This is a genomic window from Serratia sp. PF-27, from assembly GCF_030053255.1.
GTDB classification, from domain to species: Bacteria; Pseudomonadota; Gammaproteobacteria; order Enterobacterales; family Enterobacteriaceae; genus Serratia; species Serratia bockelmannii.
The window spans coordinates 84200-96683 of the sequence record NZ_JASGBT010000020.1 but is presented as its reverse complement, the minus strand read 5'-3'; the positions used below and the strand labels follow the sequence as shown (position 1 = coordinate 96683).

Sequence of the window (12484 nt, the reverse complement as noted above, 5' to 3'; positions counted from 1 at the left end):
GGCCCGCGTCAATATCGAGATTCCCGCGGTAATTTCTCTCCGTTACCTTGATGAAGGTCATGAAGGCTCGCGCGCAGTTTGTGCAGAGTAAGGGCTGTTCTGCTATGACTATGCGCCTGAGCGCGAAAACATGACGAGTTGAGGAAACATGATAGAGCTTCTTATTGGCGCCGCAGTCGCGGCGGGCGTGGGCCGTTACATCATCAAGGGATATTCCGCTACCGGCGTTTTGTTGGTGGGGGGGCTGCTGCTGCTCGGCATCAGTGCCCTGATGGGGAAAACGCTGTTGCCGTCCGGCGCCACCTCAACCGGCTGGCGCGCGACCGACATGATCGAATACGTCAAGATTTTGCTGATGAGCCGTGGCGGCGATCTGGGCATGATGATCATGATGCTGTGCGGCTTTGCCGCGTACATGACGCATATCGGCGCTAACGACGTGGTGGTCAAGCTGGCCTCGCGCCCGTTGCAGATGATCAACTCGCCTTATCTGCTGATGGTGGCGGCATACTTTGTCGCTTGCCTGATGTCATTGGCGGTCTCTTCCGCCACCGGCCTCGGCGTATTGCTGATGGCGACGCTGTTCCCATTGATGGTGAACGTCGGCATTAGCCGCGGGGCGGCGGCGGCCATTTGCGCTTCGCCGGCGGCGATTATTCTGGCACCAACCTCCGGCGACGTGGTGCTGGCAGCCAAGGCGGCGGAGATGCCGCTGGTGGACTTTGCGTTCAAAACCACGCTGCCTATCTCGATTGCCGCCATCGTCTGTATGGCCGTGGCGCACTTTTTCTGGCAGCGCTACCTCGACAAAAAGAACAATGAACAGCATCACATCATGGACGTCAGCGAAATCAAAACGCATGCGCCGGGGTTCTACGCGATATTGCCGTTTACGCCGATCCTTGGCGTGCTGATCTTCGACGGAAAATGGGGGCCGGAGCTGCACATCATTACCGTGCTGGTAGGGTGCATGCTGCTGGCGGCCGTGATCGAGTTTGCGCGCAGCTTCAGCGCCAAACAAGTGTTCAGCGGCCTGGAGGTAGCCTATCGCGGCATGGCGGATGCTTTTGCCAGCGTGGTGATGTTGCTGGTGGCCGCGGGTGTCTTCGCGCAGGGGCTGAGTACCGTCGGCTTTATCAGCGGGCTGATTGGCCTTGCGCAGTCGTTTGGCACCGGCGGTTTGATCATGATGCTGGTGCTGGTGGTGATCACCATGCTGGCGGCCATGACCACCGGTTCCGGCAATGCGCCGTTCTATGCGTTTGTCGAACTGATCCCGAAACTGGCGGCGCAGATGGGCGTGAATCCGGCCTATCTGGTGATCCCGATGCTGCAGGCGTCTAACCTCGGCCGCACGCTGTCACCGGTCTCCGGTGTGGTGGTAGCGGTTTCCGGCATGGCGAAAATCTCGCCGTTCGACGTGGTAAAACGCACTTCGGTGCCAGTGATTGTCGGGCTGGTGGTGGTGATCGTGGCGACGGAACTGCTGGTTCCCCAGTAAAAGAAAGGCCGGGGGATGCCCGGCCTCAATGCTAAACCTCGTAGTCCTCCGGTGGAGGCGGCGGGGTGATCTTCACCTTCAGGATACGGTGGCTGTTGACCTCCAGCGGTTCGAACAGGTAGTCACCGATTCTGATTTGCTCGCCTTCTTGCGGCACACGCTGGCTGTGCTCCATCAGCAGCCCCGCCAGCGTGTGGTATTCGCGCTTTTCTTCCAGCGGCATCGGCAGGTACAGCACCAGATCTTCCAGCGGCATATAGCCGTTGGCGATCCAGCTGCCGTCCTCGTTTTGCTGAATGTCGTGGCGTGCGTCCACCTCTTCGCCGGCCTCCGGCAGGTTACCGGCGATGGTTTCCATCACGTCCGTCAGGGTGACGATGCCTTCGACGGAGCCGAACTCATCAACCACAAAGGCAAAGTGCGTCTGCGCCTGACGGAATTGTTCCAGGGCGCTTAACAGCGTGAGCTGCTCCGGGAAGATCAGCGGTTGACGTATCAGCGCACGCAGATCCAGCGGCGCCTGCGCCAATTGCTGTTTGAGGACGTCGATAGTATGGATAACGCCCAGCGGTTCGTCGCTGGCGCTGCTTTCCACCACCACGATGCGCGTGTGCTGATTACGTTCCAGCAACTGCGTCAGCTTCTCCTGCGGATCGTTCAGTTCAAGGTATTCGACGTCGTGACGCGAGGTCATGATGCTGCTGACCGTGCGCTGCGCCATGCCGAGTACGCGTTCGATCATGCGCCGTTCCTGCTGATTGAAGATCTCGCCGCTTTCGCTGTCGCTATCGGCCAGCAGGTTGGCGGAGTGGCTGTCGACCTCTGCTTCTTCATGTTTGCCGCTCAGCATACGCAACACCGCCTCGGCGGTGCGTTCGCGCAGTGGCCGCACCTTTGACAGGAAGCGACGGCGGTTGAACTGCGCCAGCTGGTTGAGCGCCTCGATCATTACCGAGAAGCCGATCGCTGCGTAGAGGTAGCCTTTCGGAATATGATAGCCGAAGCCCTCCGCCACCAGGCTAAAGCCAATCATCAGCAGGAAGCTCAGGCACAGGATAACGATAGTCGGGTGAGCGTTGACGAAGCGCGTCAACGGCTTGCTGGCCAGCAGCATCAGGCCGATGGCGATGCAGACCGCGATCATCATCACCGCCAGATGATCGACCATGCCGACCGCGGTGATCACCGAGTCGAGCGAGAAGACGGCGTCCAGCACCACGATCTGCGCCACGACCGGCCAGAAACGTGCGCCTTTGCGCGCGCCATGCTGCTCTTCATCCTTGCCTTCCAGCCGCTCATTGAGCTCCATGGTGGCTTTGAACAGCAGGAATATCCCGCCGACCAGCATGATCAGATCGCGGCCGCTGAAGGGGTGCTCCGCGACGATGAACATCGGTTTGGTCAGCGTCGCCAGCCACGATATGGAGGCGAGCAGAGCCAGACGCATGACCAGCGCCAGCAACAGACCGACGACACGGGCCTTATCTCGTTGTTGTTTCGGTAGTTTGTCCGCCAGAATGGCGATGAAGACAAGGTTGTCTATACCCAGCACGATTTCCAGCACGACCAAAGTGGCCAGGCCGGCCCAAATTGTTGGATCAGCGATCCATTCCATACGCCCAATTTCACCTGTAAGTTCTACGGCTTATGCCGCACGGGAATGATGGGCGTTGAGGCGGCAAAATTCAACTTTAATCGGGAGGACGTGGATCAGCACAGGCGTATTGCCGTAAACATCGATCGGCGCCGAGTGGCCCAAGGAATCAAGGGCCGAGGGAGCAAATATCTGCCGGGATGCCATGCGCTCAGAAAAGAAACGTCTTATTAAATATATTTAAATCAAAATATTAAAACAATTTTCTTCAACTATGATTCTTATCGGTATGTGGCATGAGTAGTCTTATTCTGAAAACGGCTGACTGGGGGGATCTAAGGCTTGTATCACTTAGGCATTAGTATAAGAATCTTAGTCATATAACGGCAGTAACTAGCATCGTTTGGTTATAAAGGCACCGATTTTTTTATTTTTTTGTGAACAGCATGACAGTTCAAACGAAGAATGAGTGCCGTTTTGCATAAAAATTACTGGCTCATACAATGACGTGGTTGGATGCGTCAATACAGTACTTTGGTAGCTGCAAGCCAAGGGCGGTAGCGTGCCTGATTGAATCCCCTTGTTCACGCTGCACAGGTGAGTGCAGCGCTACGATGAATTGGAATGAAAATGCAAACAAGACTTAAGGCAGTGATCCCCGTTGCGGGCTTGGGAACCCGTATGTTGCCAGCGACCAAGGCTATTCCTAAAGAAATGTTGCCCGTGGTCGATAAGCCCTTAATCCAGTACATTGTTGCTGAATGCGTCGCGGCGGGGATTAAAGATATCGTATTGGTCACGCATTCATCGAAAAACGCGATTGAAAACCATTTTGACACTTCTTTTGAGCTGGAGGCCATGCTCGAAGCGCGCGTAAAGCGTCAGCTCCTGAGTGAAGTGCAAAGTATTTGTCCGCCGGATGTTACCGTGATGCAGGTGCGTCAGGGACAGGCAAAAGGGTTGGGGCATGCGGTGCTTTGCGCCAAACCAATGGTGGGTGATTCTCCTTTCGTTGTGCTGTTACCCGATGTTTTATTGGATGATTCTACGGCGGATTTGCGTAAAGAAAATCTGGCTAAAATGATTCAACGTTTTGATGATACGGGTTATAGCCAAATCATGGTTGAACCGGTGCCGGAACAAGATGTGTCCAAATATGGTGTGGTAGATTGCGCAGGCGCGACGATAGCTGCTGGAGAAAGCGCACCGATGACGGCGGTGGTTGAGAAGCCGGCCCGTGAGGATGCACCTTCCAATTTAGCGGTTGTCGGCCGGTATGTACTTTCAGCAGAAATTTGGCCGCTGCTTGAAAAGACCGCTCCTGGCGCAGGCGACGAGATTCAACTGACCGACGCGATCGCGATGTTGATGAAAGAGCAAACGGTGGAAGCGTTCCATATGAGCGGTAAATCCCATGATTGCGGTGACAAGCTTGGTTATATGAAGGCGTTTGTGCAATATGGTCTGCGTCACGGTTCGGAAGGTGAGAATTTCAGCCACTGGTTGAAGCAGACGTTGGGAAAGTAACAGGTTGTCGCCACCGCGGCTGAGAGCGAACACGAGAATGAATGAGGTTTACCATGACGAAGTTGAAAGCGGTTATTCCCGTTGCCGGATTGGGCATGCGCATGCTGCCGGCGACCAAAGCGATTCCGAAAGAGATGTTGCCAATCGTTGATAAACCGTTGATTCAATACATTGTCAACGAATGCGTCGCGGCAGGGATCAAAGAGATCATCCTGGTGACGCATTCTTCCAAGAACGCCATCGAAAACCATTTCGATACCTCATTCGAGCTGGAGGCGATGCTGGAGGCCCGTGTGAAGCGGCAGCTGTTGGATGAAGTGCAGTCGATAACGCCAAAAGGCGTGACGCTGATGCACATTCGCCAGGGGCAACCAAAAGGACTGGGACATGCCGTTCTCTGCGCTAAACCGTTGGTCGGTGATTCGCCATTTGTTGTTCTGTTGCCGGACATCTTACTGGATGACGCGAAAGCGGATTTGAAGACAGACAATCTGCCGCACATGATTGCGCGCTTTGAGCAGACTGGATTGAGTCAGGTTTTGGTGCAAAAGGCAGACGAACACGTACTGCATGATTATTCCGTGGTTGAGTGTGAGGCCAGCAACCTGAAACCAGGCGCAAGTGCTCGTATCACATCGATTGTTGAAAAACCGGCGCCGGAAACCAAGTTGGAATCCAACTATTCTGCTGTAGGGCGCTATGTCTTGTCCGGCGATATTTGGCCGTTGCTGGAAACCACGGAACCGGGAGCCTGGGGACGTATTCAACTGACCGATGCGATTGCAGAATTGTTGAAACGCAAACCGGTAGAGGCGACAGAACTGGTGGGGGAGTCGTTCAACTGCGGTGAAAAAATGGATTACCTTCGCGCTTTTGTCACTTATGGGTTGCGTCATCCGACCCAAGGCAAAGCTTTCCGGGAATGGGCTGAACAATTGACTCTTTAAAAATCTTATCGTGTATGTATACCGCTGATAGCTGCCTAAGTGGTACCTGTTGAATCTTGGGTAATATCGTTATTCCCGTTTTTAGATTACTATACATGCGATAACAAGTTATTCTACCTACGATGCGTGTAAGCCCATTTTTTGACTGGTAGATCTTGTGCAGCATTAGAACGTGAGGTGGTTTACTCATGACTTTTCATTCTGCCTGCGAGGTACGGGACACAGAGCAACTGCTTTGTCTCATTATAATATCTATGCAAGAGTCAATGGCATGTAAACGATATAAGCATAGCAACAGGTACCTTACCGTTATGTGGTAGGAATGCAGTATACCGACGTATTTTGGCAAGGTTAAAGATATGCAGCCACTGTTGCTTGGCATAGTAGCTCTGTAGCTACATTTACTTCGAAAGTGATGATAATTTGATGGCAAAACGACAATTGAAAATGATATCGCTGTTGATATCAATCAGCGTAATCAGCGGATGTACCGTGTTTCCGGGAACTCATCTATCAACTAGCGGTAAAGATGTTGTAAAACAAGATGATGCAGATTACGATATCGATAAATTGGTTAATGTCTATCCTATGACTCCAAAGTTGTTGGATTCACTACGACCAGAGAAAATAGTCGCGCAACCTAACAGTCAATTGGACGGGATGTTGCGTACTTACGAATATCGGATTGGTGTGGGTGATGTACTAAACGTTACTGTATGGGATCACCCTGAATTAACTACTCCGGCCGGCCAGTATCGTAGTGCAAGTGATACGGGGAACTGGGTGCACTCTGATGGGAGCATTTTTTATCCCTACATCGGTAAGGTAAATGTAGTTGGTAAAACAGTAACCCAGATCCGTGATCAGATTTCCAATCGTTTGGCGCAATACATTGAAAGTCCTCAAGTAGATGTCAGTATCGCAGCTTTCCGCTCGCAAAAGGCATATGTAACCGGCGAGGTAGCCAAATCGGGACAGCAAGCGATTACTAACGTTCCGCTGACTGTTATGGATGCGATCAACGCGGCTGGAGGGTTAACTGAGCAGGCTGACTGGCGCAATATCGTACTCACTCATAACGGTAAAGAGCAGCTAATTTCGTTGCAGAAATTGATGCAAAACGGTGACTTGACGCAAAATCGTCTACTCTACCCTGGCGATATCCTCTATATTCCACGCAATGATGAATTGAAAGTCTTTGTGATGGGGGAAGTAAAAGCGCCTGCTACATTAAAAATGGATCGTAGCGGTATGACGTTGACAGAAGCGTTAGGCAATGCACAAGGTTTGACTCAAAGCACAGCCGATGCTACAGGCGTTTTCGTCATTAGGCCGTTGCATGGCTCGCAGGGCAACAAACTTGCGAATGTTTATCAACTGAACATGGCCGATGCAACAGCACTTGTGATGGGGGCCGAGTTTAAATTACAGCCATATGATATTGTGTATGTTACCGCTGCACCTGTCGCACGCTGGAATCGTTTGATTTCACAACTTGCGCCGACGATCGCAAGCTTCAACGATCTAACCGAAGGTTCGCTGCGTATACGTAACTGGCCATAGAGAGTGCTATGTTTGATTCAATTCTGGTTGTTTGTGTGGGTAACATATGCCGCTCTCCGACAGCGGAGAGAATACTTATTCAGCGCTTACCGGGCAAGAAAATAGCTTCGGCGGGAATATCTGCACTTGTGGGACATGCTGCTGATAGCACTGCATGTGCCGTTGCTAAAAAAAACCATTTAGATTTAGAGGGGCATGTTGCACGGCAATTGACTAAAGAAATGTGTCGCGAGTACTCGCTTATCTTAGTGATGGAAAAAGGTCATATAGATGCGGTTTGTCAATTGGTGCCCGAGGTACGTGGAAAAACGATGCTATTAGGACACTGGTTGGGTCAAAAAGAAATTCCTGATCCGTATCGTAAGAGTTACGAAGCATTTGAATTTGTCTATGGCCTCATTGATGAGGCGGCTCAGAAATGGGCGCAGGCATTAAATCGTTAACCAGAGATTACAATGACTGATAATACTAGAGCAGGCTTATCTAAGGCCAACGAGCACGATGAAATTGATTTAAGCCGCCTTTTAGGCGTGTTACTTGATCACCGGTGGCTTATCACTGGTGTGATCACACTTTTTGCCGTGATTGGGATCATTTACTCGATTTTTTCTACGCCAATATATCAAGCTGATGCAATGGTGCAAGTTGAGCAGAATGCCGGCAATTCAATTTTAAGTGATTTCTCTCAAATGCTGCCGTCAGGGCAACCTGCTTCAGCTACAGAAATTGAACTTATTTCCTCACGAATGGTTCTAGGTAAAACGGTTGATGATCTTAATCTTGATATAGCGGTAAATCAGGATTATTTCCCTATATTTGGCAGAGGATGGGAAAGATTAATAAATAAAGAACCAAGCGAGCTATTAATTGGTCGTCTAAGTGTGCCAGAGTTCATGGCTGAGAAACCAATGGAACTTAAGGCACTAGGTAGCAATCAATATTCTTTGAGTTTTGACGGAAAGGAAATTATTAAAGGTAAGGTTGGGATCCTATCTTCCTCTGATGGTATTAAGATCTTGGTTTCCGATATAAAAGCGGAAGACGGGACAACCTTCCAAGTCACTAAACGATTGAAATTAAATGTTATCAATGACTTGATAAAAAATCTCACCGTCGAAGATAAAGGGAAAGATACAGGGGTTTTGGCACTCAGTTTAACTGGGGAGAACAAATGGCGTATTCGAGAAGTTTTAGATAGTATCACTAAAAATTATTTATTACAAAATGTTGAGCGAAAATCTGAAGAAGCAGGTAAAAGTTTAAGTTTTCTTAAAGAGCAAATCCCTGATGTGCGCGCTAAGCTTGACTCATCCGAAGATTTGTTGAACAAATATCGTCAGAAAAATGACTCGGTAGATCTTTCTCTTGAGACTAAAGCTGTACTTGATTCTATTGTGTCTGTTGAAACTCAATTGAATGAATCAACGTTTAAAGAAGCAGAAATATCTAAGCTATATACCAAACAGCACCCTGCTTATAAAGCATTACTTGAGAAGAGGCAAACATTAGAAGAAGAGAGAAACAAGCTAAATAAACGCATTGCGACAATGCCTAAAACGCAACAAGAAATTTTACGCCTGACACGTGATGTTCAAGTTGAACAAGAAATTTTTATGCAATTACTGAACAAAGAACAGGAGCTTAGCGTAACTAAGGCGAGTACCGTTGGCAATGTAAGGATCATTGATCCTGCGTTGACCCAGATTAATCCTGTTCAGCCGAGAAAAACACTAATTGTACTGTTAGCTATCTTCTTAGGTGGTTTGATCTCTGTCGGTTTCGTGTTGTTGAAAACGATGTTGCATAAGGGGATTGACAATCCTGAAGCCTTGGAAGAACAAGGAATAAATGTTTATGCAAGCATTCCTTTATCTGAATGGCAGCAAAAGAAAGATATCGAAATGGCGAATCGCCGTGGCAGGAAGGTTTCTTCTACTGATTCAACTTCTTTACTTGCTGTAGGTAATCCGGCTGATCTTGCCATTGAAGCAATCCGCAGTCTTCGTACTAGTTTGCATTTCGCAATGATGGAAGCAAATAATAATGTGCTTATGATTTCTGGTGCTAGTCCGAACATCGGTAAAACGTTTGTCAGTATTAATCTCGCGGCTGTTATTGCTCAAACGGGCCAAAGAGTATTGGTAATCGATGCCGACATGCGCAAAGGTTACTCACATGCTTTGGTCGGTGGGGACTGGAAAAACGGTTTATCAGATTTATTATCTGGGAAAATTGGGTTCGAAAAAGCTGTCCAGACTACGAAGATTACGGGCATGGATTTTATTCCGCGGGGTCAGATACCGCCAAATCCATCCGAACTTCTGATGCACTCACGCTTTGCCGATTTACTGCGCGTAGCAGGTGAAAAATACGACTTGGTCTTGATTGATACACCTCCAGTTCTGGCAGTAACGGATGCATCAATAATCGGCCGGCTGGTCGGAACGTCATTGATGGTTGCACGTTTCGGCATTAATACTGTCAAGGAAGTTGACTTCAGTATTCGTCGATTTGAGCAAAATGGGATCAATATCAAGGGCGTAATCCTTAATGCTGTTGAGAAACGCGCTAGTAATTACTATGGCGGCTATGGTTATTATCAGTATAGCTACATTAATGATAAAAAACTGTAGCGTGAAACACTAATATTGGAGCTGCTGGGGACACCTGGCAGCTCTAGTTTTTTTGCTACCAATAAAGTCTATATAATGACACATTCATCATTAAGAGATAGAGCTGTATCAGGGATGATATGGAGCATAGTTGAAAGGTTTCTTGTGCAAGGAGTGCAATTCGGTATCAGTATTGTTCTGGCGAGAATTATTTCTCCATCAGACTTTGGACTGATAGGGATGGTTGCGATTTTTATAGTATTATCGGATATTATTATTAATAGTGGTTTCACTCAGGCGCTAATTCAAAAAAAAGATAGAACTCAAGTAGATTATTCGACGGTATTTTACTTCAACTTGCTTATAAGTATTATTCTTTATGGTGGTATTTATTTTATAGCACCGTTTGTTGCCGACTTTTATAATTCACCTGCGATTACACATATTGTTCGAGTGCTTGGCATTAGTATTATTATCAAATCCCTATGTTTAGTGCAAACGACTAAACTATCGATTGAGCTAAACTTTAAACTAAGAGCCAAGGTTAACTTTTTATCTGTAGTCATTAGCGGGACAATTGCACTGTATTTGGCATATCACGAATATGGTGCTATGGCTCTTGTTTACCAGACTATAATAAACTCAATCTGTGTAACTATTCTTCTGGCTATCTTTCTAAAATGGCGCCCGAATTTTGTTTTTTCATTTGATTCTTTAAAGCAACTTTTTGGGTTTGGTTCGAAATTATTGTTTGCAAGTTTTGTTCGTACAATTGTCGATAATTGTTATTCAATATTAATCGGACGTTTCTTTTCAAGTAAGGAAGTAGGTTATTATACTCAAGGGCGAAATATCCCAGATTTGATTTCGGTGAATTTATTTAATATCTTACAGGGCGTGCTATTTCCTATCATGTCAGCAACGCAAGACGATAGGGAGAGACTTATTCGGATATATAAGAAAAGTCTAGATATGACAGCTTTCATAGTAATGCCTGCAATGGTTGGCTTTACATTCTTGGCAGAACCTTTTGTTCACTACTTCCTTACTGACAAATGGCTACCAGCCGTTGTTGTTATTCAGTGGATTTGTCTGTCTCGAATGATTATTCCTCTAAGTGCACTTAATTGCAGCTTAATTAATGCTGTCGGTCGTTCTGATACCTATTTAAAAGTTGATTTGAGTAAATTGCCTATAACTATAGGAGCTTTGTTACTTACAGCACCCTATGGTCTTACAGCGGTTGTGATTGGGAATTTCTTTGTTTCGCTGATTTGTTTCTTTATCAACTCATATTATCCTGGGAAGTGGTATGGGCATGGTGCATTGCAGCAAATAAAAAGTATGTTGCCTATGATTTTGGCAACGCTGATTATGTCAGTGGTGTTATGGTTTATTAAAATTGATAATGGGATTTACGAAATACTCACTAAAATTATTATAGGTGCGTTGGTCTACTATTTGGCAAGCATGTCGCTGAGGATTAGCTCCTGTGAAGAAATTAATAAAATTATTCTTTCTAAAATAAAAAGAAAGCATAGTTGAAAGCCATAAAAGTAGTTATATTGAAGGGAGAATAATGAAAACTGTACTTATAGTAAATGAAATCTGTTCAGATAATATTGGCGATCATGCGATTAATGAAGGTATTAGAGAGTTAGCCCGTGAGAATGGCTATACTCCGTTAAGCCATGGTTTTGATGCGGATAAAAAAAATGTTGTTCCAGTAAATAAGAATGAAAAAATAACTCCTAAAGTTTTCTTACGAAAGTTGAAGAATCTAATCATCAACAGAATTCGATTTCTGAAATATTTTCGTTGGTATCTTGAGAATAATTCACGCATCAAGGATGCTATAAAAAATGATTTTTCTTTATTGATGATTGGTGGCGGCCAGCTCATTCAGAGTGGGGGAACCTTCCCTATCGCCATGTTTTTATGGGCCCGTCATGCCAAGGTTAAGAATAAGCCATACATAATTCTTGGTGTCGGGTGTGCGGAGAAATTCAACTTGCTAGATAGACTGTTGTTCAAATATGCCTTTAACAATTCAGAAGGTGTTTATGTCAGAGAGAGACGCTCTATAGAGAAGTTGGATGAGTTTTTTAATTACCCAGCAAAATACATTCCAGACTTAGCATTTGCATTATATGGAAAGAATAAAACCCTTGATAAAACTATCACAATAATTGGCGCTACAGCATACTATGTTTATTTGAAAAATGCCAAGGAATTAGAGTGGGAGTCATATAAAAGTCAAGAGGAATATGTAAGTGATTGGACAAATATTGTTGAAGAAGAGATAAGATTGAAGAAAAACAAAATACTATTTATTTCGACAACAGTCGAGGATGCGGCATTGAATAGTATGATTTATCATAAAATTAAAAGTAAAAATCCAACTGCGGACGTAGAGTTATTCGAGAGCGTTCCGGAGTTGAATACGTATATTCAATATCTCAGTGCTTCGGAAAAAATTTACTCTGGGCGTATGCATTCACTTATACTAGGCAAGATTCAAGGTAATGAACTAGAGCCATGGCTTATCTCAAAAAAAATCGAATACTTCATGGAGGAATATGGTGGGAGGGATGCTTTGGATATAAATCGCGAATTGAAAACTATTTTTTCAGCGATTATCAAAAAGTTAGGCTAAGGAGTATATTTTGCTTTTATTTGATTTGACTGCAACTCAATCCTCTCCGGAATCGAGATTCCATGGCGGTTCTGAATATGCTAA

The 12484-nt window shown here is 46.4% G+C and carries 9 protein-coding genes; 8 read left to right on the top strand and 1 reads right to left on the bottom strand.

Translation table 11 applies throughout. The features are described from left to right. Positions 1-148: 148 nt before the first annotated feature. Positions 149-1501, top strand: a complete 1353-nt coding sequence (dcuC, locus tag QMZ29_RS13410) for an anaerobic C4-dicarboxylate transporter DcuC (RefSeq protein WP_099817592.1) — start codon at positions 149-151, stop codon at positions 1499-1501. A gap of 31 nt (positions 1502-1532) precedes the next feature. Here the strand turns inward: dcuC and QMZ29_RS13405 are convergent, their stop codons facing one another. After that, a complete protein-coding gene (locus QMZ29_RS13405; protein WP_025302162.1) occupies positions 1533-3116 on the bottom strand; it encodes a TerC family protein in 1584 nt (527 codons plus the stop codon). A gap of 609 nt (positions 3117-3725) precedes the next feature. On the opposite strand from QMZ29_RS13405, the gene galU reads away from it, so the two are divergent. From galU to QMZ29_RS13370, 7 genes are all read left to right on the top strand, one after another. Beyond that, positions 3726-4622: a UTP--glucose-1-phosphate uridylyltransferase GalU gene (galU, locus tag QMZ29_RS13400; RefSeq protein ID WP_049205978.1), complete on the top strand. Its 897-nt coding sequence runs from the start codon at positions 3726-3728 to the stop codon at positions 4620-4622. Positions 4623-4675: 53 nt separating this feature from the next. Continuing rightward, the gene (locus tag QMZ29_RS13395; RefSeq protein ID WP_147822997.1) at positions 4676-5569 is read left to right on the top strand and encodes a UTP--glucose-1-phosphate uridylyltransferase; all 894 of its coding nucleotides are present in this window, start codon (positions 4676-4678) and stop codon (positions 5567-5569) included. 426 nt (positions 5570-5995) lie between these two features. Further along, a complete protein-coding gene (locus QMZ29_RS13390; RefSeq protein ID WP_147822998.1) occupies positions 5996-7132 on the top strand; it encodes a polysaccharide export protein in 1137 nt (378 codons plus the stop codon). A gap of 8 nt (positions 7133-7140) precedes the next feature. Then, on the top strand, positions 7141-7575 hold the full coding sequence (locus QMZ29_RS13385; RefSeq protein WP_147822999.1) for an arsenate reductase/protein-tyrosine-phosphatase family protein: 435 nt from the start codon (positions 7141-7143) through the stop codon (positions 7573-7575). 12 nt (positions 7576-7587) lie between these two features. Further along, on the top strand, positions 7588-9765 hold the full coding sequence (wzc, locus tag QMZ29_RS13380; protein ID WP_147823000.1) for a tyrosine-protein kinase Wzc: 2178 nt from the start codon (positions 7588-7590) through the stop codon (positions 9763-9765). A 15-nt stretch (positions 9766-9780) separates the two neighbouring features. Then, the gene (locus QMZ29_RS13375; RefSeq protein ID WP_261423830.1) at positions 9781-11289 is read left to right on the top strand and encodes a lipopolysaccharide biosynthesis protein; all 1509 of its coding nucleotides are present in this window, start codon (positions 9781-9783) and stop codon (positions 11287-11289) included. Between the two features lie 34 nt (positions 11290-11323). Beyond that, complete coding sequence (locus QMZ29_RS13370; RefSeq protein WP_147823002.1) at positions 11324-12400, top strand: polysaccharide pyruvyl transferase family protein; 1077 nt, start codon at positions 11324-11326, stop codon at positions 12398-12400. Positions 12401-12484: the final 84 nt, after the last annotated feature.

What these genes read in the sequence shown, in the direction of transcription:
- dcuC (WP_099817592.1), top strand. Translation starts at nt 149, where the DNA reads ATGATAGAGCTTCTTATTGGCGCCGCAGTCGCGGCGGGCGTGGGCCGT.
- QMZ29_RS13405 (WP_025302162.1), bottom strand. Translation starts at nt 3,116, where the DNA reads ATGGAATGGATCGCTGATCCAACAATTTGGGCCGGCCTGGCCACTTTG.
- galU (WP_049205978.1), top strand. Translation starts at nt 3,726, where the DNA reads ATGCAAACAAGACTTAAGGCAGTGATCCCCGTTGCGGGCTTGGGAACC.
- QMZ29_RS13395 (WP_147822997.1), top strand. Translation starts at nt 4,676, where the DNA reads ATGACGAAGTTGAAAGCGGTTATTCCCGTTGCCGGATTGGGCATGCGC.
- QMZ29_RS13390 (WP_147822998.1), top strand. Translation starts at nt 5,996, where the DNA reads ATGGCAAAACGACAATTGAAAATGATATCGCTGTTGATATCAATCAGC.
- QMZ29_RS13385 (WP_147822999.1), top strand. Translation starts at nt 7,141, where the DNA reads ATGTTTGATTCAATTCTGGTTGTTTGTGTGGGTAACATATGCCGCTCT.
- wzc (WP_147823000.1), top strand. Translation starts at nt 7,588, where the DNA reads ATGACTGATAATACTAGAGCAGGCTTATCTAAGGCCAACGAGCACGAT.
- QMZ29_RS13370 (WP_147823002.1), top strand. Translation starts at nt 11,324, where the DNA reads ATGAAAACTGTACTTATAGTAAATGAAATCTGTTCAGATAATATTGGC.